Here is a 21005-nt window from a genome sequence, read left to right as displayed (position 1 = left end):
GCCCAACGCACCACGAATGTCACCGACATGCGCGTCATCCAGAACAGCGGCACGCTGCGCGGGTACCTGGTTGAGGATCGTGTTGCTCATGGTGGGCCTCCCAACACCCCCGATCGGGGGAGGTCAGGGGCACGCAGCCACCATCCCCCTGCGTGGACACAACAATGGTCCTGAGCCGTCAACGATCGTCGAGATCGTGACGGAGGGGGGGCGCGGCCGGATACCGCGCGGGGAAGGTGGTTACCGCGTGCCGGAAGAATGCGAGGACAAGCGGATCAGGGGCCAACTGTGGCCCGGACTACTGCTGCTGCAATCCATGTCTCTCGCCTCCTTCCGGCCGGGACACGCAATCACTGGCGCGTCGACGTCGTCAGGAGCGGACCAGCCCATACGGCCGGCTCACCCCAACTCGTCAGAGCTTTGGCACTTCACGGCGTAATCCCCTTGCGAAGGCAGCCACTTGGGGTCACCCCTTAGGCCGGGGAGACCTGTCCTGATCCGGAGCGTCTCTCGACGGGTGGGATCAGTGGCCTGTGTCCGTGAAGACGCCTCACCGAACGAGGTGTCTTACTTCAACCTCGTCAACCATAGCCTGTGCCACTGGGTGCCGTCGAGCGCGGTCGCCATCTCGGGACCCGGGCGGGCTATGCGGTGCCGGGTCCCTCGTTGAGCGTCTGCCGAGCCAGACGGACCGCGAACGGCAGGGCAAGTTGAACGAGCACCCCGGCCCCGGCTGTAGCGGCGGCGCTGCTCACGACCGGCTCGGCAGAGGTGACGGCACGCCGCAGCAGGTCGGTCACGGGAATCTCAGGCACCGCAACGCTGAGCGTGCGGTCTGCCGCGTCAGCACGCGGCCAGGTCAGTTCGATGCGCATGGCTGTCTCCCTCGGAGGCTCGTGGAATCGGGGGGGCAGGCCTGATCACGTGCGATCGCGCGTGCACTCCCCCGGCTCTGAGCGCCGGGGCTGAATGAAAGCGCGTGGGTGTCAGCCGACGAGTGTGCGGGCCGCGATCAAGCGTGATGGATGAGCTTGCCCATGAGCGGGCTCCGGACTGGGCCAGGAACTCATTCCCCTCACCTCCTCGCGGCCAGGACACACATGGGTGTCATCGAACGGGCGGCGGCCCCCCACAGCGGGAGGGCACCTGTGCACGCAGACGCCTCGCCTCACGCGGTGCGTCACCTTTTCGAGGATCACTCCGAGTCCCGAATCGCGTCAAGACGGATAGAACGGGTGAGAGGAACGTAACAGGAGGTACCCGTTTCACCGGCGGATCGCCCCGTCTTCCTGGATGGTCAGTACCAGGGGGCGTGGCGGGGCCTGGTCTGCAACGAGGAGCTGGTGCAGTCGGGCGAGTGCGTCGATGACGGTGGCCCGTTCGTCGTCGCCCGCGTCGGCGAGGGCGGCGGTCAGGATCCTTTTCGGCACGTCCGGCGCGCCGCCGGCGGCGCGGTGCGGCCCCGGGCGCGGGGCTGGGGGCCCGCTCTGGTGGGCTTTCGCGCACGGTGGTCCGCTCGCTTCGGAGTGCCGAGCGGAATCATGGCCGTTGTCGTCCGCTGGTGTGGTCATCGGCGGTCCTTACAGCCGCGGCCGGCGGTCGCTGAGGCAGGGACCGGACGGCGTAGTTATCTGCCATTCTCACCGTCCTGGTCGCCGAAGCCGGACGAGCGGCCCGCCGAGGAGACCCTTCGGGCTGGACAACCTCCCTGTCGGCACACCTTGTAGCCGCCGGCCAGACCGCGCGGCAAGGGCATCCGTAAGCCGGGCTTGGGGGCCGCCCTGGCATGCACCCGCAGCGCGTGGTGCGATGAGCGCGTGGAGCTGAGGGAGATGCGTGCGTTCGTCGCGGTCGTCGAGGAAGGCGGTCTGTCCGCAGCCGCGCGTCGGCTGCATCTGAGCCAGCCTGCCTTGTCGCAGACCGTCAGCGCCCTGGAACGCCAGCTCGGCGTGCAGTTGCTGGTGCGCAGCAGTACGGGTGTGCAGGCCACGGACGCGGGCATGACCCTGCTGTCCGAAGCGCGTGCCGTGCTGGCCCGCCACGACCAGGCGCTCGCGGCCATGGCCAGGCACACCGACGTCGGCGGGAGCGTGCTGCGGCTCGGCATCCCGCTGGAGCTGCCCTCCGATCTGCTCACCCGTCCCCTGGTGGAGCTGGCCGCCGCCTATCCCGAAACCCGAGTCCAGGCCCGTCACCTGTCGACCTCCGCGCAACTGACGGCCCTGACCGGCGGCGAGCTCGACGTCGGCCTGCTGCGCGAACACCCCGTCGGCCAGGAACTGGACGCCGTGCTCGTCGCCGAAGAACGACTCGGTGTGCTGCTCGCCGCTGATCAGGCCGCCAAGATCGCCGTTCCCGGCGGCGTGCGCCTCGATGCCCTCGCCGGGTTGGACTGGGTCGGCTTCTCCCGCTCCGGCAGCCCCGCGTGGTACGACGAGCTCACCGCCGTCCTGCGCAGCCACGGCCTGGACCTCGGCGCTGCTGTGCCCGAGGGGCAGTCGCTGATCGCCGAGGTGAAGCTCGCCGCGGTCGGCGCCGGCGGGGCGTTTGCGCTGGCGCCGCCCGACTGGTCGCAGCCCCTCCCCGACGCCGTCACCTGGTGCCCGCTGGTCGGCCACCCGCTGGTACGTCGTACCTGGGCGGTGTGGCCGGCCACGTCGCGGCGGCGTGATCTGGGACGGCTGATCGCCTCCTTCGAGCCGCAGGTCATCGGCTGACCCGGCCGCATCCGCGCTGCGGTCCCCGGACATCAAGCCGAAGGCGCCGCGGCCAGGTTCTTCCCTGGCGGCGGCGCTTTCGGCACGCCGTGGTACGGGGGCGGCCCGACGGCGTCAGACGGCCGTGCGCCCGCCGTCGACGGGCAGTACCGCACCGTGCACGAAGCTCGCGGCATCACCGGCCAGGTACGCGACCGCCTCGGCGATCTCCGCCGGTGCGGCAGGGCGCCCGGCCGGCGCCTGCGCGGCGAGGGCGTCGAGGTCATCGTCCATGCCGACGGTGCCCTCCGTCCGCGTCGGACCGGGCTCCACAGCATTGACGCGAACCCCCCGCGGGCCGTATTCGGCGGCCCACGCCTTGGTCAGCAGGTTCAGCGCCGCCTTGCTGGAGCCGTACAGGGCCATGCCCGGTACGCCGTACTCGGCCACCATCGTGCTGACGTTGACGATCGCTCCACTGCCCCGCTCGGCCATCGCCGGAGCGAGCTCGGCCACCAGGTAGAACGGCGCCTTGACGTTCAGCGCGTAGACGGCGTCGACGTCGCTCTCCTGCGCCTGCTCCGTCGGCCCGAACGGGAAGACGCCCGCGTTGTTGACCAGGATGTCGACACGCCCACCGCCCGCCTCTCGGGCCTCACGCGCCAGCCGCCGTACCGACTGGGCATCCCGCAGATCGGCGGCCACGAAGTCCGCCTTCCCGCCACGTCCCCGGATCGCATCGACCACGGCGTCGCCACGAGTGCGGTCCCGGCCCGCGACCAGCACGTGCGCGCCCCGCTCGGCGAGCACCGACGCGGTAGCAGCGCCAATGCCGCTGGTCGCCCCGGTCACCAGAGCGACGCGTCCTGCCAGGTCTGCAGAAGTCATGACCAAAACCTTTCGTTTTTCGGATGAGCTCCGCGCACATCGAGCACCTCTTTGCATGCCCTTTTCGCGCAACTTCTTCGCCCGACCACTTATCGCGCAGTGATCACTGATGACAGCATCGCTTGCCTGCGGCGGATTCCAGCAAGGCCAGTGGTGTGGCTTATGGCCGCTCTTGGCGACAGCGCTACCGCAGCTGTTGCGGCGTCGCGGCGTTGGTGGTGGCGTTGAGATGACACGGACTTCGTGAGAGCCGGGCCACAAGGGCACTTTTCCTCACCCGTTGATTTACTCAGCCGTTTCCAGGCGGGAGCGAATATGGGCGCCACGAACCAAAACCTCGATGCCGATGTACTCGTGATCGGATTTGGCAAGGGCGGCAAGGCGGTGGCCGCGACGATGGGCCGGCTCGGCAAGCGCGTCGTGCTCGTCGAGAAGTCCGACCGTATGTACGGCGGGACCTGCCCCAACGTCGGGTGCGTGCCGACAAAGGCGCTCGTCCACCACTCCCGCAAGCGCAGGCCCGAGGATTCGCCGCAGGAGTGGTATGAGCGCTCCGTCGGCGAGGTCCAGGCGCTCACCAAGCTGTTCCGCGGCGGCAATTACGACGGATTGAACGGCATGGACACGGTCACGGTCGTCACCGGCAAAGCTGCCTTCACCGACCCGCACACCGTGGGCGTCGACACCGCCGACGGCCATCTCACGATCACCGCCGAGACGATCCTGATCAACACCGGCTCTGAACCGATCATCCTCGACATCCCTGGTCTACGGGCGAGCCAGTACACCGTGACCAGCACCGACCTGATCGAGACGACAGTCCTGCCGGGACGGCTCGCGATCGTCGGGGGCGGCTACCTCGGCCTGGAGTTCGCCTCGATCTACGGCCAGTTCGGATCGCAGGTCACCGTGCTCGAGACAGCCCCGAAGATCCTGGGGCATCTGGACGACGACGTCGCCGACGTCGCCGAGGGCATCCTCGCGGACGAGGGCATCGAGATCATCGCGGGCGCGAACGTCACCGAGATCCGTGACGGTGAGACCGCCGCGACCGTCGTCTACGACAAGGACGGCCGGCAGCACACCCTGGAGGCCGACGCCATCCTCGCCGCCACGGGTCGCGCACCGGCCACCCGCGACCTTGCGCTGGAGGCCGCCGGCGTGCGCACCACCGAGCGAGGGGCGGTCGAGGTCGACGAGCACCTGCGCACCAGCCGGCCGCACATCTTCGCCCTCGGCGACGTCAACGGCGGCCCGCAGTTCACCTACATCTCCCTCGACGACAGCCGCATCGTCCTCGACCAGCTCATCGGCGAGGGCAAGCGCTCCACGGCCGACCGGGTCGCCATTCCCCACACCCTGTTCATCACCCCGCCGCTGGCCACCGTCGGGCTCACCGAGAAACAAGCCCGCGCAGCCGGCTACCGGGTGAAGATCGCAAGCCAGCCCGTCGCCGAGATCATCGCCATGCCCCGCGCCTACATCGTCGAGGACACCCGCGGAGTCATGAAGTTCGTGATCGACGCCGACACCGACGAAATCCTCGGCGCGGCACTGCTCAGCGTCGACGCGCAGGAAGTCATCAACACCGTCGCGCTCGCCATGCGACACCGCATCAAGGCAGCCGAACTCCGCGACGCCGTCTACCAACACCCCACCTCGACCGAGGCATTCAACGACGTGCTCGCCACCATCGTGCGAACCGACGAACCGAAGGCGGTCGGCGTGTAGCCGCCTCGCCGTGCAGCCGCCCCGCACCGGCGCGGATCGTCCAGTTGTCGGCGCACGCGACTCAGAGCCGTCCGCGCCGCGACGAGCACAGCGGATCGCAGCCGTCGTGCCGACGGTCTTCGCCGTTGCGGTGAAGCCCATCGGCGACTGAGCGTCGCAGTTGGCGAACCCGATCTCGGCGGTCCACAGCCCCGTCCTCCGACGGCAGCGCGGAGACGCCGATGTCCCCCGGGGCATCGGCGCGTTCTGCGACGCCGCCAGGAAGTCCAGGATGATCTTCGTGGTCTCCGCCGGCTTCTCCTCCGGCGGTGTGCGCGACCGGCACGTCGGAGAGGTGGGTGAACGCCGGACACATCGCCGCTCGCGGTGATACGCAGTGAGAGCGGTGAGCGAGGAGAAAGCCGTGCTGTCTCCCACCGGGTTTCCGGGTACACACCCACATCAGGGCGGACCGGGTGAGCCACCGGATGAGATGAGGAGACGGGCCCATGGCGCAGGACACCGATGTCGTGGTGATCGGAATGGGGGTCGGTGGCGAGCATGCCGCCGAGCGGCTGGCCGAGGCCGGGCTCACCGTGGTGGGGGTGGAGGCCGAGCTGGTCGGCGGAGAGTGCCCGTACTGGGCCTGCATCCCCAGCAAGATGATGATCCGCGCCGCGAACCTGCTCGCCGAGGGCCGGCGGATCCCCGGGATGGCCGGGCAGTCGCAGGTCGATCCCGACTTCTCCCCCGTCGCCGCGCGAATCCGGCAGGAGGCGACCGACGACTGGAACGACCAGGTGGCCGTCGACCGCTTCGCCGGCAAGGGCGGGCACTTCATCCGGGGGCACGCCCGACTGGCCGGACCTGGCAGGGTCGAGGTGGACGGGCAGGTATTCACCGCCCGCCGCGGCGTGGTGCTGGCGACCGGCAGCCGCCCCCAGGCCCCTCCCGTGCCGGGTCTGGACCGGGTGCCGTACTGGACCAACCGTGCGGCCGTCTCGGTCAAGGAACCGCCGTCGTCCCTGCTCGTCCTCGGAGGCGGCGCGGTGGGCCTGGAGCTCGCCCAGGTGTTCGCGCGCTTCGGCACCCGCGTGGCCATCATCGAGGCGATGGACCGGCTGCTACCCGCCGAAGAACCCGAGACCGGTGCCCTGCTCCGCGAGATCCTGGCCACCGAGGGCATCACCGTGCGCACGGGGGCGAAGGCCACCGGCGCCCGCTATGCGCCCGGCGCCCTCAGTCTCATCCTGGACGGCGGCGAGGAGCTGACTGCCGAGCGGCTGCTGGTCGCCACCGGCCGCCGGCCGAATCTGACGGGGCTCGGCCTGGACAGCATCGGCCTGGACCCCGAGGCCCGCGCCCTCCAGGTCGACGGGCAGATGCGGGCCGCCGACGGGATCTGGGGCGTGGGCGATGTGACCGGGCGAGGGCTGTTCACCCATGTGGCGATGTACCAGGCGGAGATCGCGGTGCGGGACATCCTCGGCGAGCCCGGCCCCGATGCCGACTACCGGGCCCTGCCACGGGTCACCTTCACCGACCCGGAAATCGGCTCGGTCGGCCTGACCGAGGCCCAGGCCCGCCAGCAGGGCCTGCTGGTGCGCACGGGCACTGCCCAGGTGCCGTCCTCCGCGCGCGGCTGGATCCACAAGACAGGCAACGAGGGCTTGATCAAGCTGGTCGAGGACGCCGACCGCGGCGTGCTGGTCGGTGCCACCTCCGCCGGGCCGATGGGCGGTGAGGTCCTTTACGGACTCGCGGTGGCCGTCCAGTGCCAGGTTCCCATTGAGCAGCTGCGGCACATGATCTACGCCTACCCGACCTTCCACCGTGCCGTGGAGGATGCCCTGGCCGACCTGCGGCGAGGCAGGGAAGCCGATGCCGGCAATCACTCATGACCGCCCCCAGCCGGTGCTGTCCGACGTCAACGGGACCCTCAGCGACCTGTCGTCGCCATGCACGGTTCGAGGAGGTCGGCGCGCCACTGCAGACCGGAGACGCCGGCCGCGAGCCCGGTACCGATCCGCGGCAACGCAACGTTGACGATCGTCACGTCGGGCAACAGCAGGAAGTAGCCGACGCACGTCACGACGAGCACGGCGCGCGGTGAGCCGCCCCCACCCCTGGAACCGCGCGCCGCAACGTTCGCCGGTCAGCTGTGGAGTCGGGACCGTAGCAGCTCCTTGCCCATTTCCGCGCCCTTACGGCTGTCGGCCTGCGCCTTGCGGAAGAGATCCACGGCCTCCTTGTCCTGCGCGCGCTCGGCATCGTGAATGTATGTCTCGAGGCGGAGCGCATTGCTCAGGCACGTCTCCGTGTACCACATCAGGTCGTAGTCCCTGTCCTTGGTCCCGGTGATGCCTCCGGTTTCCTTTGCGCCAGCCATCGGCTTGCCTCCTCCGTGCGGGTGCCCGACGACGTTCCAGGGCAGCGCCGACCGGGCTGTATCCCGTTCACTCCGGCGCGCCTCCGCCATCGGACGAGGACATACTTCGTGTACCCGCCGAACCCAGGTCCATGTGCGGCAGATGCCGATCAGATCACCGTCAGCGCCGGGCCTCGCGACGCCACTCGATCATCAGAATCGTGGCATCGTCCCGCAGTTTGTTCTGCTGGTGATCGAGGATGGCGTGAATGAGCAGCCGCAGCGCCTCGGCCGGCGGCTCGCCGGCAGCGGTGGCCCGGATGATGAAGTGCGCCGGCATGCCCATCGGCGGCTGGGACGGAGTCTCCAAGGCCTGGTGGAGGACGCGTTGGCGGCGGATCAGGCTCGGGCTGTCCGGTAGGGGTCCGCCTGGTCATGGTCCAGTTCAATGCCGAGACCGGCCTGCCGGGGCCGGGTGCGCGGTGGGGCCGCCGGTCTGCCACCAGGGCATTCCTCGGCGCGGTGCGCATTCGGCGGCGTTTGGAACAGGCGCACGGAGGTAACTGTCCGCACATGGATCACTCGCGGGCGCCCGTCCTCGACGCGCTGATGGCCTATCACGAGGCTGGCCAGACTCCGTTCACACCGCCCGGGCACAAGCAGGGGCGGGGAGCCGACCCCCGGGTGCTCGAGGCGCTGGGGGAATCGGTGTTCCACTCCGATGTGCTGGCGACGAGTGGACTGGACGACCGGACATCGTCGCATCGCGTGCTCGAAGAGGCTCAGGAGCTGATGGCCGATGCCGTCGGAGCCGAGCACACCTTCTTCTCGACCTGCGGAAGCTCGCTGTCCGTCAAGTCGGCCATGCTCTCCGTGGCCGGCCCGCACGAAGAACTCCTGGTGGGCCGCGACGCCCACAAGTCGGTGGTCTCCGGGCTCATTCTCTCCGGCGTACGGCCCATCTGGGTGGAGCCCGAGTGGGATCCTGAACTGAAACTGGCTCATCCGCCCTCGGCGCAATCGGTACGCCAGGCCTTCGACGAGCACCCCGACGCCAAGGGCGCGCTGGTGACGAGCCCGACCCCGTACGGCACGTGCGCCGATCTGCGAGCGCTCGCGCAGGTCTGCCACGAGCGGCGCAAGCCGCTGATCGTGGACGAGGCATGGGGCGCTCACCTGCCTTTCCACCCCGACCTGCCGACCTGGGCTATGGATGCAGGCGCGGATGTGTGCGTCACTTCGGTCCACAAGATGGGGTCCGGGCTGGAACAGGGCTCGGTCTTTCACCTGCAGGGCGACCTGATCGATCCGGCGGTGCTGAAGTCCCGTGAGGACCTGCTCGGTACGACCAGCCCTTCGGTGCTGCTCTACGCCTCCTTGGACGGCTGGCGCCGCCAGATGGTCGAGTACGGCCGTGCCCTCTACGACAACGCCCTCGCGCTGGCCGCCGCGGTGCGTGAGGACATCGCCGAGACCGAGGGACTGCACCTGCACGGCCGCGAGGACTTCTGCGGACCGGGCAGGGCCGCCGACCTCGATCCGCTGCAGATCGTGATCGACATTTCCGCTCTGGGCATCACGGGGTACTGTGCCGCCGACTGGCTGCGCGAGCGTCACCGGATCAACCTCCATCTGGCCGATCACCGCCGCATCAGCGCCCAGCTGACCCACGCGGACGACGAGGAGACCCGTCCCATCCTGATGACGGCCCTGCGGGAGCTCGCCGAGCAGGCCGGGCAGCTACGGTCCGGCGGTGGGCCCGCGGTCGAGGTGCCCGGACCGGCCCAGCTGCGTCTGGAGCAGGTGATGCTGCCCAGGGACGCGTTCTTCGGCCGCACCGAGCAGGTGGGGTGGGACGACGCCGCGGGCCGGATCTCGGCCGAGATGCTGACCCCTTATCCGCCCGGCATCCCCTGCGTACTGCCCGGCGAACGGCTCAACGCAGAGGTCATGCGATATCTGCGCACAGGGGCGGACGCCGGCATGGTTGTACCGGACGCGGCCGATGTGGACGTGCACAGCATCCGCGTGGTCGCCGAGGAATGAGCAGGCCCTTCCTGGTTCAGCGACTGCAGGAAGCCCTCCGCCTCCAGGCGGAAGTCGTACTGCAGCGCGGACCTGCCGGCAGGTGGGGTCGCGCGGCATCGACGCGGGTAGGCTCGGTGACGTTGGAGGCCATGGTCCCCAACGCATGGTGCCCTCGCGTTGGCGCTCTCTCTTGGAACTGGAAGGCTGTCGGCACGGCTCTCATCTCTTTCGCATCGAGTCGTGTGACGACCCCTCAGCCATCGCGCACAACAGTGCAAAGACACATATCAGGGTGGACGTCCAACAGATCGCGAAGGCCCAGATGACACCCGCCGACGAGGTCCGGATGGCAGCAGCCAGCAACGTCAGCGAAACCAGGCCAAGGGCGACGACCAGCCTTCCTTGTACCAGCCCCGTCGCCTCCCTCAGGCGCCCCCATAGGCCCGGGGCCATGGTCCGCAGATCGCGGTCGAGTTCCGCGGACTCCTCCCGCAGCCTGGTCTCGATTTCGTTCAGGGAGCGACGCTCGGCCTCCGTCAGCCCGCGCCCGTCCACGTCCGACACCTCCCGCACGCGCTGGCACGCCACAGTCCTTCTCACCGGGCGCCTGCCCGGCTCTCGCCGGGGACGAACATCCGAATTCGCGCCCGACTCCCCGCCCCGGCTCCTCGCGAGGGTCACCGGAACCACCCGGCCCTTCCCGGCCTCTCACGCCGTGCGGTAGGGGTTCGCCCGGTCATGGCACAGTTCAAGTCCGAGACCGGGCATGCCGCAACCGACGGGTCTGATGGCGCCGCCGGCGGGGTCGAGCGCGCCATCGAAGAACATTTCTTCGATCCGCGTGTGGTCGTGAAACCATTCGAGGTGGCGCAGGTTGGGCACGGCCGCCGCTGCGTGGGCATGTGCATGCGGTGCGCAGTGTCCGGAGATCTGCAGCCCGTGCGCTTCGGCGAGCGCCGCGACGCGCATCCATACGGTGATGCCGCCGCAGCGGGTGACGTCCGCCTGCATGCAGTCCACGGCCCCCGCGCCGACCATGCGGGCGAAGTACGGGAGGTCGTACCCATATTCACCCGCGGCGATGTCCAGCGGCAGTGCGGCGCCTACCAGGCGGAGGCCGCGCAGGTCGTCGGAGGAGACGGGCTCCTCGAACCAGGTGACGCCGAGGTCGGCGAGGGCGGCGCCGACCCGGACCGCCTGCTTGCGCGTATAGCCGCCGTTGGCGTCCACGTAGAGTTCCGCAGCGTCGCCGACCGCCGCGCGGGCCTTGCGGGTACGCGCGAGATCGCGCTCCTGCGCCGTTCCCCACGACTCGCCGATCTTGATCTTGACGCGGGGAATGCCCTGCTCTTCGACCCAATGGCGCAGTTGGCTGTCGAGACGGTCGTCGTCGTACGTGGTGAAGCCGCCGCTGCCGTAGACGGGAACCTCGTCCCGGACAGCACCGAGCAGGCTGCCGAGTGGAAGGCCCAGCAGACGGGCCTTGAGGTCCCACAGAGCGATGTCGACCGCCGAGATCGCACCCGCGATCAGACCGGGGCGTCCCGCGTTGCGGACCGCGCGGCTCATCGCCTCGTTGGCGCGCGGTACGTCCAGGGCCGAACCGCCCTCGACGACGCCCGTGAGCTGATCGTCGATCACCGACGCGGTGGCGGCCGCTCCGTAGGTCCAGCCGATGCCGCTGGTGGTGCCGGAGGTTGCTTCGACCACCACCATGGTGGTCGAGTTCCATGCGAGAGTGCCGTCGCCTTCAGGACTTTCGGTGGGCACGGTGTATACGCGGACCGCCAGGGTGTCCACCCGTGCCTCGTGGGGTCCCTGCGCCACCGGCATTCCGCACTCCCTCCGTGACGTCGTCTCACGCCTGGCGACCCGCCGGGCTCCCGTCTGCCGCCGTGCCCATCCTCACCACTTGTCGCAGCGCGTGCTCGAACGGCCACAGGAGTGGATCGCCCATATCACTCCTTTCCGCGCAGCAGCCGCGCGGCCACCTTCAGATCGGAGACCAGGCCCGCGTACACCTCGGCCCGGGCGGCGTCGTCGGCGCGGAGTACGGCCGAGGGGTGGATGGTGGCGACCAATGCGCCGCCGGCAGGCTCGCCGCCGCCGTCGAGCGAAGGCATCGGCAGCACCGCCCCGCGTTCCTTGGTCACCCGGAAGGAGGAACCGAGCAGCGCTTTGCCGGCGGAGGCACCGAGAGCGATCACCACCTCGGGTTCGAGGAGCCGCAGCTCGGCGGCGAGCCAGGGTCTGCAGGCGGCCATCTCTCGCAGGTTGGGCGGCTTGTGAATGCGGCGCTTTCCACGTTCTTGCCGCTCGAACTTGAAGTGTTTGACAGCGTTGGTGACGTAGGTATCGGCCGGATCGATGCCCGCCTCGTCGATAGCCCGCATCAGCACTCCCCCGGCCGGGCCGACGAAGGGCAGCCCCTTGCGGTCCTCCTGGTCGCCGGGTTGTTCGCCTATGAGGACGACGCGGGCCGAGGCGTCGCCGGATCCGAAGACGGTCTGTGTGGCGTTCCGGTACAGGGGACACCCCTGGCAGCCCGCCGCCGCATGCCGCAACGTTTGAAGATCCGCGTCCTGGGGGACGTACGGCGTCGCATCGTAGGCCTCTGGCCCGCGGGTCTGTGTTCGTTGTGCCACGGTAGCCCCCGCATCGCTGCACGAGAGTAGGCCGAGGATCCGGCGAGGTCACTTCGGGCCGGTAGCTCTGCCGCTCGGCAGACGGCCATGTCCAGGGCGGGCTCTAGTCGCCGAGCGCCTTTTCCAGCTCGGACTTGGTCATCGACGAGCGGCCTTTGACGTTGCGCCGCTGTGCCTCGGCGTACAGCTGGTCCTTGGTGGGACCACCCGGGCCATGGCCGGAGCGCTGTCCGCCACGGCGCGACGACGACATGTCCTCGAGCGACTGGCGGCTGGCACGTTCGGACTCGCCCGAGCGGGCGCGCTCCTTGTTCACCGTGCGGGCAGCGATCTCCTTGGCGCGGCTCTCACTCTCCCCGCGCTCCATCGCGCTCTTCTTGATGTGCTCGTACTGGCGCTCCCGCTTGGAGCTGGAGCCTGCCGGCATGACACTCACCTCTTTCGGATGTATGCGCTTCGGATGTATGCGCTCTTCACGAAGTCCGGTGTGATCGTGACAGCCCTTCAGTCATCGCGCACAGTTACGCGCACGGCGGCCCCGATCTCACCGGACGCCTGCCCCGCACTCGCCGGTACGAACGTCCGTATGCGCCCGGATTCAGTTGCCGCTCGTGCTGCCTTTGCTGGTTTCCGGTCGGATACCCGGGTACCCGGGTTGACGAGGATTGCTCGCCTGGCTCGAAAGGAGGCGGCGTCATGCAGGTTGCTTTTCTCGTCGCGCCGGAAGGCGTGGAGCAGGTGGAACTGACGGATCCATGGGATGCCGTGCGCAAGGCCGGCGGTACGCCCGTCCTCGTCTCCACCGAGCCCGGCAGCGTGCAGGCCTTCGAGCATCTCGACAAGGCCAGGACATTCCCGGTGGACCAGACCGTCTCGGACGCCTCGGTGGCCGACTTCGACGCACTGGTGCTGCCCGGCGGCGTGGCCAATCCGGATTTCCTGCGCATGGACGGAAAAGCCGTTGCGTTCGTCAAGGGTTTTTTCGACGCGGGCAAGCCGGTTGCGGCCATCTGCCACGCGCCGTGGACCCTGGTCGAAGCTGATGCGGTACGCGGCCGCACGCTCACCTCATGGCCCAGTCTGCGAACCGACATCCGCAATGCCGGTGGGACCTGGGTCGACGAGGAGGTCAAGGTCTGCACCTCAGGACCGAACGTCCTGGTCACCAGCCGCAAGCCTGCCGACCTCAAGGCGTTCGACAACGCTCTCGTCTCGGAGTTCACGAAGGCCACCCGCTGACCAGCGGACACCCGCGCGCACACCTCGGATACGGCGGCTCATGACCATCGCGTTGCGCGGCGCCCCTGCCCACTGCCCGTCGCCTTGCGCATCATGCGGCGGATGAGTCCCTCGCGCGGTCCTTCTGCGGCCTGACGCACCTCTTCTTTCACACGCCCGGCATTCCGGCTGAGTGTCCGCCTGGCACGGCGGAGCTTCGCACCCTCGCTGCCGCTTTCGCTGCGTGTAGTCATGGCGTCCTCGCATCCGGTCAGTCCGGTGGTTCCTGCGGTGTCTCGTCCGTCTCGCGGTAATCTTCCGCCGCCTCTTTCCGGTCGAGGCAGGGGATTTCCACGTCGCCAGGCAGTTCCTCGGTCGGCGGCGGATCACGCGGGACAGGACCGGCTGATTCCGGTTCCTTCGGCGTCTTGTCACCCATGGCGACACCTTCCTTTCCTTCGTCTCGTTGTACGTCACTGCGTAGCAGCGGGGCAACCAGCCCTTGAGTTGCGGTTCCGAACGCAGCGACGGGGTAGCAGACCCCTACTGGACTCGGGGCGCTCAGGAACCACTAATCGGAGGACACGATGCTCGTCCTCGGAATTGTTTTGCTCGTCGTAGGATTCGTGCTCAAGATCGCCATCCTCTGGACGATCGGAATCATCCTGGTTGCCATTGGGGCCATCCTGTGGCTCCTCGGTTCCCTCGGACACGCGGTCTTCGGGCGGCGGCACTACTGGTGACGGGCCGACGGTGACCTGCTGACGGCCGTCACGCCGACCTCGCGGCGGCGAGCACGTCCTCGGCCAGCGGCTTGTCGAGGGCCGCGTGCACCAGGCCGTCCGCGAGGCGGGGCATCTCGCGCTGGTCCACGAGGCCGGCCAGCCGCTCGGACGAGGTCGGCAGCCCGAGCCGCTTGGCGCCGTCCAGCGCCTTGCGGTCGATGTACGGTGCGAACTCGGGCCATACGCCCTGCACATCCCGCAGGAAGATGTCGGCACCCGTGGGGCCGATCCCGGGCACGTCCAGAAGGGCCTTCTTGGGGTCGGGTTCCTCACGCAGCCGCCGCAGATCGCCGTTGTAGCGTTCGAGCAGCAGCTCGGCCCCCTTGCCCAGCAGGGTGGCGGTCCGCTCGTCGTAGCGGCGGTAACCGCCCCTGCCGAGTGCGTCCACGCGTTCCTGCCAGGACGCGTTCGCCATCGAGCGCGCGTCACGCATTCCGGCGTCGAACAGCGCTCGCGCAGCCGCCACCGCGATATCGGCCCTGATACGGGCGCTGAGCAGTATCGCGAGCACGAGCGTCTGGTACAGGGGGCCAGGGCTATTGCGCAGCCTGATGCCCGCCTGCGCCGCGTACGTGCCCTCCTGACGGTCGAGCAGCGCCCGGACAACCGCCTTCTCCGTCTGCCTCGTCTTCTGCATGGTCTTCGTCGTCATCGCGCAGTCACCGATTCAACGGTTTCAACAGTTCGCGGTTCTGCCTTGCACACGGTCACCTGCCCGCCCTGGTCCGATCGATGCGACGGTTTGTCCCCTGCGGTCTCGGGCAGGCACGCACCATGGCTGGTAGCAGCGGCAGCGGTAAGACCAGGAAATCCGCATCCGGTCGCCCGCTGGAGAAGTACCGCGGCAAACGCACGGCAGGATGCACGCCCGAGCCGATGGGCGGCACTTCGCCCAAGGGCGGCAGGCGGCGCTTCGTGGTCCAGAAGCATTCCGCGACCGCGCTGCACTACGACTTCCGGCTGGAGGCGGGCGGCGTCCTGAAGTCCTGGGCCGTCCCCAAGGGCCCGTCCACCAACCCCAAGGACAAGCGCCTGGCGATGCGCACCGAGGACCACCCGGTCGACTACCTGGGCTTCGAGGGCGTCATACCACCCGGCGAGTACGGCGCAGGCAAGGTCATCGTCTGGGACACCGGCACCTACCGGAACCTTGCCGAGCACGACGGCAGGAAAGTGCCCGTCACCAAGGGCGTGGACGAAGGCCACATCAAGGTGTGGCTGGAGGGCGAGAAGCTGCGCGGTGGCTACGCGCTGACCCGGACCGGCCGCGACGGCGAACGCGAGCGCTGGATCATGATCAAGCTCTCCGACGAAGGGGCGGACGCCCGCCGCAATCCTGTGAGCACCGAGCCCGCCTCGGTACGCAGCGGCCGCACCCTCGACGAACTGCCCGAGGACGGCAAGCGCACCCAGAGGTCCTGACCACCCCCGGTTCGGTAGCGGCGAGGCGGGTCCCCCGAGTCTCACGCAAGGCGCGCAAGGGCACGCAAGGGACCCGCCGGTCGCCCGGTGCCGGGCCAGGCGGGTGAGCAGCCGGACTGGTCCGCCGCCTCCACCTCGATGCCGGCCCCGGTCAACCGACGGCACGTGACGACCTGGCCGAGGTGGTGGCCGCGTACGACACCCCCCACGATCCCGACCGGCGCGCCGCCTACGACGCCGCACCGAACCGCCGCGGCGCTCCGCCACCGACCGGGCGCCGGATACCCGTCCGCCTCACACATGCCGAGTCCATCTCCAACCGGCAAGGGCCGATCACCGTGCCGGACCTGACCGACGCCCCGCTGCGGGCCGGACCCGTCCGCATCCAACCGTCCATACCGAGCGACTCGTTCGCCTCCGCCGGCCCGCTCGACCGGTTCGTTCAGTGGCTCTGGGAGGTGGAACATGGCAGTGATCGTTGATGGATTCCGGACCGTGCCACGGTGGTGTGGCGACCGGGTCGCCCTCATGCGCGATGCACTCGACGAGTGTCTGGCTCGCAAATTGCCTGGCTCGCACCGTTGCGTCCGGCGAGCCGCGGAAATCCCAGTGCCCACACGACGAGCATGCCTCCGGCCTCGATGCGGTAGCCGTAGGCGGGGCGAAAGCGAGTTCGCCGAGACAATCCGGTTTGGCAGCGGCGACGCGGGTTACCCGAGAGTGACGAGTCTGCACGCAAAGGCACGCAAGGGAGGGGTCGATGGCCGCCGCACACTCCAAAGACCCGGGGGGCGTAGTCCCTGAGTTCTCGCCTGAGCGGCTGCAGGCTGCCGAGGCGGCGATGCGTCGGCGTGTCGACGGCGAGGTGCGGTTCGACGCCGGCAGCCGTGGCGCCTACTCCACGGATGGCTCCAACTACCGCCAGGTACCCATCGGGGTCGTGGTGCCCCGCAGCGTGGGGGCGGGGGCGGAGGCGATCGCGGTGTGCGCCGAGTACGGCCTGCCCGTGCTCTCCCGGGGCGGGGGAACCTCGCTCGGCGGCCAGTGCACCAACCACGCCGTGGTCATCGACTGGACCAAGTACTGCAACCGCCTGCTGTCGGTGGATCCGGGCAACCGCACGTGCGTCGCCGAGCCGGGGATCGTGCTCGACGAGCTGAACCGGCAGCTGTCCTCGTACGGTCTGAAATTCGGGCCGAAGCCTTCCACGCACGGCCAGTGCACCCTCGGCGGGATGATCGGCAACAACTCGTGCGGCGCAACCGCGCAGGCATACGGCAAGACGGCTGACAATGTGCGGCGGCTCGAGGTCCTCACCTACGACGGGCTGCGCTGCTGGACCGGGCCGACCTCACGGGAGGAGTACGAGAAGATCCTCGCCACGGGCGGCCGACGGGGCGAGCTCTACCGCGGCATGCGGGAGATCGCCGACCAATACATGGCCGACATCCGCACGGGGTTTCCGCACATCCCACGGCGGGTGTCCGGGTACAACCTGGACTCCCTGCTGCCGGAGAACGGCTTCAACGTCGCCAGAGCACTCACCGGCAGCGAGGGCACGCTCGTCGCCGTGCTGCACGCCGAGCTCGAGCTGGTCCCCGTGCCGGCAGCCGAGGCGACCCTCGTGCTCGGCTATCCCGACATCTTCACCGCGGCCGACGATGTTCCCCGCCTGCTGGAGCACTGCGAACCCACAATGCTCGAGGCGATCGACGGGCGCATGGCGCAGCTGATGCGCGAGCAGCACGCCTACCTCGACTCACTCGACCGCTTCCCGGACGGCGACAGCTGGCTGCTGCTGCAGTTCACCGGCGACTCCGAGCAGGAGGCCGACGACGCAGCCCGACGCCTGCTCCGCGCAATCGACCGCAGCGAACACAACGCCTGTGTCGTCCTCTCCGACGACCCGGCCCGCGAGGAGGAGATGCTCAAGGCACGCGAGGCCGGACTCGGCGTCACCGCGCGCCCGCCGGACGACCGGGAGACCTGGGAGGGGTGGGAGGACTCCGCGGTCGCTCCGGACCGGCTCGGCGGCTATCTACGCGATCTGGAATCGCTCTTCACCGAGTTCGGCTACCAGCTTTCCTCGCTGTACGGGCACTTCGGCCAGGGCTGCGTCCACACCCGCATCCCCTTCGACCTGCGCTCCGCCAATGGCGTCGCGGAATTCCGCCGCTTCGTGGAGCGCGCAGCCGACCTGGTGGCCTCCTACGGCGGATCGCTGTCAGGTGAGCACGGCGACGGGCAGGCCCGCGGCGAACTGCTCGTGCGCATGTTCGGCGAGCCGCTGGTGCGCGCGTTCGGTGAGCTGAAGGCGCTCTTCGACCCGGACCACCGGATGAATCCCGGCAAGGTCGTCCGGCCGAATCCGGTCGATGCCGACCTGCGGCTCGGCGCACGGTGGCGTCCGGACGGCCCTACGACGACGTACTTCCGCTACCCGCACGACGAGGGCAGCTTCGACCGGGCTGTGCTGCGATGCGTCGGGATCGGCCAGTGCCGCAGCCACTCCGGGGGCGTGATGTGCCCCTCGTACCGGGGAACGCTCGAAGAGGAGCACTCCACCCGCGGCCGGGCGCGCCTGCTCTTCGAGATGCTCGGCGGCCACGCCGACTCGCCGGTCAGTGACGGGTGGCGCTCGGTCGAAGTCCGAGACGCGCTCGATCTCTGCCTGGCCTGCAAGGGCTGCAAGTCCGACTGTCCGGTCGGCGTCGACATGGCCACCTACAAGGCCGAGTTCCTCGCCCACCACTACGCCGGGCGGCTGCGGCCCGCACCCCACTACGCGCTCGGCTGGCTGCCGCTGTGGGCGCTGCTGTCGAGGGCGGGACCGCGGGCCGCCAACGCGGTCCTGCACGCCCCCTTGCTGGCCGCCCTCGGCAAACGGCTGGCGGGCGTGGACGCCGAACGCCAGGCGCCGCTCTTCGCCGAGCAGCCCTTCCTCCAGTGGTGGCGCGAGCGCGGCATGCCACAGCCGTGGCCGTCGGATCCGCGCACCGTCGTCCTGTGGCCCGACACGTTCAGCAACTACTTCCACCCCCACATCGCTCAGGCCGCCGTGCGCGTCCTGGAGGACGCCGGCTTCCGCATCGCCGTACCGGCCGAGCCGGTGTGCTGCGGCCTGACCTGGATCTCCACCGGGCAGCTCGGCGTCGCGCGACGCGTGCTGCGCCGGACGCTTCGTGTTCTGCGGCCCTGGCTCGAGGCCGGAACCGCAATCGTCGGTCTGGAGCCCTCCTGCACCGCCGTCTTCCGGTCGGACGCGCCCGAGATGATGCCTGAGGACGAGGACGTACGGCGTCTCGCCCAGCAGACCATGACGCTGGCCGAAGCGCTGTTGAACCGTGCGCCCGACGACTGGCAGCCCCCGGGCCTCGCCCGCACGGCCACCGTCCAACCCCACTGCCACCAGCACGCGGTCCTGGGGTTCGACGCGGACACCGAGCTCATGCGCCGGGCCGGCATCATCGCCGATGTGCTGGACGCGGGGTGCTGCGGGCTCGCGGGGAACTTCGGGTTCGAGCGCGGCCACCACGAACTGTCGATGAGGATCGGGGAGCTGGGGCTGCTCCCCGCGGTCCGCGCAACGGCTCCGTCCGCCCTGGTGATCGCCGACGGCTTCAGCTGCCGCACCCAGATCGAGCAAGCAGCCACCGGTCGGCGAGCCATGCACCTGGCGGAGGCCCTCGCCATGGGACTCGACGGCCCGGCACCCGCCGACCATCCCGAAAAGCTGGGTGCACTGCGTCAGCAGTCCCGGCCCGCAGACGCACGCCTGGCGGCCGCAGCAGCTGCCGCAGCGGTCGCCGCGACGGGCACCGTCACGGCGAGCGCCGTTCACCGTCTCGCCGGCCGCCGCCGGAACCACTCGTAGGGCACGTCCCAGCCCGCCGGCGCCGCCGGCTCACGACCAGCAGATCCGCGGCCGCCACCGCGGCCAGCGCCGCGGACACCCCAGCGAGGACGTCGAGCACCGTCACGCCCGGGCTGCCGCCGGGCGCGGAGCGCGTCGCCCAGATCGCGAAGGCGATGGCGCCGGCCACAAAGATCGGCACGTAGACGGCGGACAGCACCATGCGCAACCCGAGCGCGCTGCGGGCCGCAACCGGCTCGGTACCCGTGCGGCGACGACGGCCGTCGCTCGTACCCCCCGTCATCGTCGCTCGAGGCCCGCGACGACCCCTGGCCGTCCCCGCACCACCCGGCCGGCAACGACGCCCGCGACCGTTCCGAGCCCGGCGAGGGCGAGCGTGCCGTGGTGGCGGGACGCCCATGCCTGAACCGCGTGTGCCTTGGCGGTCTCGTCGAACCGGCCGTGAGCACCGAAGTCCTGGCCACATGCGTCATCCAGCGGTTGCCACAGGTTGTCCCGGCTGTCCGGGGGCTTCGGCTCGTCGGTCTGCTGGGAGGCGTACCCGGTGCGGGCCAGGTAGCGGTCGAGCAGTCCTGGAGCCACAGCGTTGGCGATCAGCGTGGCCGTCGTACTGCCACCGACCCAGTACTCCCGACGACGCGGATGGTCCGCCGCGTGCACGATGGCGCGCGCGGCCACCTCCGGCTGGAAGATCGGCGGGACGGGCTGCGGTTGCATCCGCATCCGGCTCAGCGACCAGTCGAACTGCGGTGTGTTGACGGCGGGCAGTTGGACCATCGTGGCGCGCACCTTGCTGCGGTTGTGAAGGAGTTCGCAGCGCAGCGCTTCGTTCCAGCCCTGGATGGCGTGTTTGGCACCGCAGTACGCCGATTGGAGCGGGATGCCGCGGTAGGCGAGAGCCGACCCGACCTGCACGATGGCGCCCTTGTCGCGGGGCAGCATCCGCCGCAGTGCGGCCTGCGTGCCGTACACATAGCCGAGGTAGCAGACTTCTGTGACGCGGCGGAACTCCTCGGGCTCGATCTCGGTGAATTCCGAGAACACCGTGGTGAAGGCGTCATTGACCCATATCTCGATCGGGCCCAGCTCGCGATCGACCTGCGATGCCGCCTCCTCCACCGCCCGGTGGTCGGCGACATCCACCTCCAGCGGAAGTGCCACGCCACCCGCCGCGCGCACCTCGTCGGCGGCCGCATCGAGACCGGTGCGGCCACGCGCCACCAACGCAACGCGGTCTCCCCGAGCCGCGAAGGCACGGGCGGCGGCCCGGCCGACTCCCCCGCTCGCGCCGGTGACCACGACGACTCGCGAGCTGTGCGACGTAAGGAACATCCGAGATCCCTTCGCATGCGGGGAAGGTGCTGCAGCAGA

At 69.6% G+C, this 21005-nt stretch carries 22 protein-coding genes, 1 pseudogene and 1 riboswitch; of the genes and pseudogenes, 9 read left to right on the top strand and 14 right to left on the bottom strand.

Features of this window, described 5'->3' with window-relative positions:
- Positions 1 to 396: 396 nt before the first annotated feature.
- Positions 397 to 569, bottom strand: a riboswitch (M-box (ykoK) riboswitch).
- Between the two features lie 75 nt (positions 570 to 644).
- Both NGB36_RS25200 and NGB36_RS25195 read right to left on the bottom strand, forming a co-directional pair.
- A complete protein-coding gene (locus tag NGB36_RS25200) occupies positions 645 to 875 on the bottom strand; it encodes a hypothetical protein (RefSeq protein WP_255922772.1) in 231 nt (76 codons plus the stop codon).
- A gap of 390 nt (positions 876 to 1265) precedes the next feature.
- Positions 1266 to 1571: a hypothetical protein gene (locus NGB36_RS25195; protein ID WP_255922771.1), complete on the bottom strand. Its 306-nt coding sequence runs from the start codon at positions 1569 to 1571 to the stop codon at positions 1266 to 1268.
- Positions 1572 to 1832: 261 nt separating this feature from the next.
- Between NGB36_RS25195 and NGB36_RS25190 the strand changes: the two genes are divergently transcribed.
- Positions 1833 to 2717: a LysR family transcriptional regulator gene (locus NGB36_RS25190; RefSeq protein WP_255922770.1), complete on the top strand. Its 885-nt coding sequence runs from the start codon at positions 1833 to 1835 to the stop codon at positions 2715 to 2717.
- A 114-nt stretch (positions 2718 to 2831) separates the two neighbouring features.
- Here the strand turns inward: NGB36_RS25190 and NGB36_RS25185 are convergent, their stop codons facing one another.
- Positions 2832 to 3584: an SDR family NAD(P)-dependent oxidoreductase gene (locus NGB36_RS25185; RefSeq protein WP_255922769.1), complete on the bottom strand. Its 753-nt coding sequence runs from the start codon at positions 3582 to 3584 to the stop codon at positions 2832 to 2834.
- Between the two features lie 315 nt (positions 3585 to 3899).
- On the opposite strand from NGB36_RS25185, the gene NGB36_RS25180 reads away from it, so the two are divergent.
- On the top strand, positions 3900 to 5315 hold the full coding sequence (locus NGB36_RS25180) for an FAD-dependent oxidoreductase (RefSeq protein ID WP_255922768.1): 1416 nt from the start codon (positions 3900 to 3902) through the stop codon (positions 5313 to 5315).
- A gap of 488 nt (positions 5316 to 5803) precedes the next feature.
- Positions 5804 to 7195, top strand: a complete 1392-nt coding sequence (locus NGB36_RS25175; protein WP_255922767.1) for a dihydrolipoyl dehydrogenase family protein — start codon at positions 5804 to 5806, stop codon at positions 7193 to 7195.
- 38 nt (positions 7196 to 7233) lie between these two features.
- On the opposite strand, the gene NGB36_RS25170 is transcribed toward NGB36_RS25175, so the two are convergent.
- The 3 genes and pseudogenes from NGB36_RS25170 to NGB36_RS25160 form a co-directional block, all read right to left on the bottom strand.
- Positions 7234 to 7395: a hypothetical protein gene (locus tag NGB36_RS25170; RefSeq protein WP_255922766.1), complete on the bottom strand. Its 162-nt coding sequence runs from the start codon at positions 7393 to 7395 to the stop codon at positions 7234 to 7236.
- Positions 7396 to 7449: 54 nt separating this feature from the next.
- Positions 7450 to 7683, bottom strand: coding sequence for a hypothetical protein (locus NGB36_RS25165; RefSeq protein ID WP_255922765.1), 234 nt, complete (start codon positions 7681 to 7683; stop codon positions 7450 to 7452).
- A 160-nt stretch (positions 7684 to 7843) separates the two neighbouring features.
- Positions 7844 to 8071: pseudogene (locus tag NGB36_RS25160) on the bottom strand (serine/threonine protein phosphatase); the annotation flags it as partial.
- A gap of 164 nt (positions 8072 to 8235) precedes the next feature.
- Between NGB36_RS25160 and NGB36_RS25155 the strand changes: the two are divergent.
- Entirely contained in the window at positions 8236 to 9708 is a 1473-nt protein-coding gene (locus NGB36_RS25155; RefSeq protein WP_255922764.1) for an aminotransferase class I/II-fold pyridoxal phosphate-dependent enzyme, read from the top strand.
- 201 nt (positions 9709 to 9909) lie between these two features.
- Here NGB36_RS25155 and NGB36_RS33895 read toward each other — a convergent pair whose 3' ends face one another.
- The 4 genes from NGB36_RS33895 to NGB36_RS25140 form a co-directional block, all read right to left on the bottom strand.
- Positions 9910 to 10245 carry a DUF3040 domain-containing protein gene (locus NGB36_RS33895; protein WP_372509523.1) on the bottom strand — a complete coding sequence of 112 codons (336 nt, stop codon included), beginning with the start codon at positions 10243 to 10245 and terminating at the stop codon, positions 9910 to 9912.
- Between the two features lie 153 nt (positions 10246 to 10398).
- Positions 10399 to 11523: an enolase C-terminal domain-like protein gene (locus tag NGB36_RS25150; protein ID WP_255922763.1), complete on the bottom strand. Its 1125-nt coding sequence runs from the start codon at positions 11521 to 11523 to the stop codon at positions 10399 to 10401.
- Between the two features lie 125 nt (positions 11524 to 11648).
- The gene (locus tag NGB36_RS25145; RefSeq protein WP_255922762.1) at positions 11649 to 12335 is read right to left on the bottom strand and encodes a UdgX family uracil-DNA binding protein; all 687 of its coding nucleotides are present in this window, start codon (positions 12333 to 12335) and stop codon (positions 11649 to 11651) included.
- A 103-nt stretch (positions 12336 to 12438) separates the two neighbouring features.
- Positions 12439 to 12762 carry a plasmid stabilization protein gene (locus NGB36_RS25140; protein ID WP_255922761.1) on the bottom strand — a complete coding sequence of 108 codons (324 nt, stop codon included), beginning with the start codon at positions 12760 to 12762 and terminating at the stop codon, positions 12439 to 12441.
- A gap of 269 nt (positions 12763 to 13031) precedes the next feature.
- On the opposite strand from NGB36_RS25140, the gene NGB36_RS25135 reads away from it, so the two are divergent.
- Complete coding sequence (locus NGB36_RS25135; protein ID WP_255922760.1) at positions 13032 to 13574, top strand: type 1 glutamine amidotransferase domain-containing protein; 543 nt, start codon at positions 13032 to 13034, stop codon at positions 13572 to 13574.
- 250 nt (positions 13575 to 13824) lie between these two features.
- Here NGB36_RS25135 and NGB36_RS25130 read toward each other — a convergent pair whose 3' ends face one another.
- A complete protein-coding gene (locus NGB36_RS25130; RefSeq protein WP_255922759.1) occupies positions 13825 to 13992 on the bottom strand; it encodes a hypothetical protein in 168 nt (55 codons plus the stop codon).
- A gap of 148 nt (positions 13993 to 14140) precedes the next feature.
- Here NGB36_RS25130 and NGB36_RS25125 point away from each other — a divergent pair, with 148 nt between their 5' ends.
- A complete protein-coding gene (locus NGB36_RS25125) occupies positions 14141 to 14296 on the top strand; it encodes a DUF6131 family protein (RefSeq protein WP_255922758.1) in 156 nt (51 codons plus the stop codon).
- A 28-nt stretch (positions 14297 to 14324) separates the two neighbouring features.
- Here NGB36_RS25125 and NGB36_RS25120 read toward each other — a convergent pair whose 3' ends face one another.
- Positions 14325 to 14990 carry an HhH-GDP family DNA glycosylase gene (locus NGB36_RS25120; RefSeq protein WP_255922757.1) on the bottom strand — a complete coding sequence of 222 codons (666 nt, stop codon included), beginning with the start codon at positions 14988 to 14990 and terminating at the stop codon, positions 14325 to 14327.
- 122 nt (positions 14991 to 15112) lie between these two features.
- On the opposite strand from NGB36_RS25120, the gene NGB36_RS25115 reads away from it, so the two are divergent.
- The 3 genes from NGB36_RS25115 (at position 15113) to NGB36_RS25105 (ending at position 19634) form a co-directional block, all read left to right on the top strand.
- Entirely contained in the window at positions 15113 to 15760 is a 648-nt protein-coding gene (locus NGB36_RS25115) for a DNA polymerase ligase N-terminal domain-containing protein (RefSeq protein WP_255922756.1), read from the top strand.
- A 185-nt stretch (positions 15761 to 15945) separates the two neighbouring features.
- Complete coding sequence (locus NGB36_RS25110) at positions 15946 to 16242, top strand: hypothetical protein (protein ID WP_255922755.1); 297 nt, start codon at positions 15946 to 15948, stop codon at positions 16240 to 16242.
- A 359-nt stretch (positions 16243 to 16601) separates the two neighbouring features.
- The gene (locus NGB36_RS25105) at positions 16602 to 19634 is read left to right on the top strand and encodes an FAD-binding and (Fe-S)-binding domain-containing protein (RefSeq protein WP_255922777.1); all 3033 of its coding nucleotides are present in this window, start codon (positions 16602 to 16604) and stop codon (positions 19632 to 19634) included.
- On the opposite strand, the gene NGB36_RS25100 is transcribed toward NGB36_RS25105, so the two are convergent.
- Together NGB36_RS25100 and NGB36_RS25095 are read right to left on the bottom strand one after the other, a co-directional pair.
- A complete protein-coding gene (locus tag NGB36_RS25100) occupies positions 19582 to 19917 on the bottom strand; it encodes a DUF6343 family protein (RefSeq protein WP_255922754.1) in 336 nt (111 codons plus the stop codon). The two genes, NGB36_RS25105 and NGB36_RS25100, sit on opposite strands and share 53 nt — an antisense overlap.
- Positions 19914 to 20966: an SDR family oxidoreductase gene (locus tag NGB36_RS25095; protein WP_255922753.1), complete on the bottom strand. Its 1053-nt coding sequence runs from the start codon at positions 20964 to 20966 to the stop codon at positions 19914 to 19916. Before NGB36_RS25095 ends, NGB36_RS25100 begins: the two co-directional genes overlap by 4 nt.
- Positions 20967 to 21005 lie beyond the last annotated feature (39 nt).

Source organism: Streptomyces humicola (assembly GCF_024436035.1).
Taxonomy (GTDB): Bacteria; Actinomycetota; Actinomycetes; order Streptomycetales; family Streptomycetaceae; genus Streptantibioticus_B; species Streptantibioticus_B humicola.
Note: the sequence above shows the minus strand (reverse complement) of the source record. Positions and strands in the feature narration are given on the sequence as shown.

Excerpts from the sequence above, each read along its gene's own strand:
- NGB36_RS25200 (WP_255922772.1), bottom strand. The coding sequence starts at position 875 with ATGCGCATCGAACTGACCTGGCCGCGTGCTGACGCGGCAGACCGCACG.
- NGB36_RS25195 (WP_255922771.1), bottom strand. The coding sequence starts at position 1,571 with ATGACCACACCAGCGGACGACAACGGCCATGATTCCGCTCGGCACTCC.
- NGB36_RS25190 (WP_255922770.1), top strand. The coding sequence starts at position 1,833 with ATGCGTGCGTTCGTCGCGGTCGTCGAGGAAGGCGGTCTGTCCGCAGCC.
- NGB36_RS25185 (WP_255922769.1), bottom strand. The coding sequence starts at position 3,584 with ATGACTTCTGCAGACCTGGCAGGACGCGTCGCTCTGGTGACCGGGGCG.
- NGB36_RS25180 (WP_255922768.1), top strand. The coding sequence starts at position 3,900 with ATGGGCGCCACGAACCAAAACCTCGATGCCGATGTACTCGTGATCGGA.
- NGB36_RS25175 (WP_255922767.1), top strand. The coding sequence starts at position 5,804 with ATGGCGCAGGACACCGATGTCGTGGTGATCGGAATGGGGGTCGGTGGC.
- NGB36_RS25165 (WP_255922765.1), bottom strand. The coding sequence starts at position 7,683 with ATGGCTGGCGCAAAGGAAACCGGAGGCATCACCGGGACCAAGGACAGG.
- NGB36_RS25155 (WP_255922764.1), top strand. The coding sequence starts at position 8,236 with ATGGATCACTCGCGGGCGCCCGTCCTCGACGCGCTGATGGCCTATCAC.
- NGB36_RS25150 (WP_255922763.1), bottom strand. The coding sequence starts at position 11,523 with ATGCCGGTGGCGCAGGGACCCCACGAGGCACGGGTGGACACCCTGGCG.
- NGB36_RS25140 (WP_255922761.1), bottom strand. The coding sequence starts at position 12,762 with ATGCCGGCAGGCTCCAGCTCCAAGCGGGAGCGCCAGTACGAGCACATC.
- NGB36_RS25135 (WP_255922760.1), top strand. The coding sequence starts at position 13,032 with ATGCAGGTTGCTTTTCTCGTCGCGCCGGAAGGCGTGGAGCAGGTGGAA.
- NGB36_RS25130 (WP_255922759.1), bottom strand. The coding sequence starts at position 13,992 with ATGGGTGACAAGACGCCGAAGGAACCGGAATCAGCCGGTCCTGTCCCG.
- NGB36_RS25125 (WP_255922758.1), top strand. The coding sequence starts at position 14,141 with ATGCTCGTCCTCGGAATTGTTTTGCTCGTCGTAGGATTCGTGCTCAAG.
- NGB36_RS25120 (WP_255922757.1), bottom strand. The coding sequence starts at position 14,990 with ATGACGACGAAGACCATGCAGAAGACGAGGCAGACGGAGAAGGCGGTT.
- NGB36_RS25115 (WP_255922756.1), top strand. The coding sequence starts at position 15,113 with ATGGCTGGTAGCAGCGGCAGCGGTAAGACCAGGAAATCCGCATCCGGT.
- NGB36_RS25105 (WP_255922777.1), top strand. The coding sequence starts at position 16,602 with ATGCGTCGGCGTGTCGACGGCGAGGTGCGGTTCGACGCCGGCAGCCGT.
- NGB36_RS25100 (WP_255922754.1), bottom strand. The coding sequence starts at position 19,917 with ATGACGGGGGGTACGAGCGACGGCCGTCGTCGCCGCACGGGTACCGAG.
- NGB36_RS25095 (WP_255922753.1), bottom strand. The coding sequence starts at position 20,966 with ATGTTCCTTACGTCGCACAGCTCGCGAGTCGTCGTGGTCACCGGCGCG.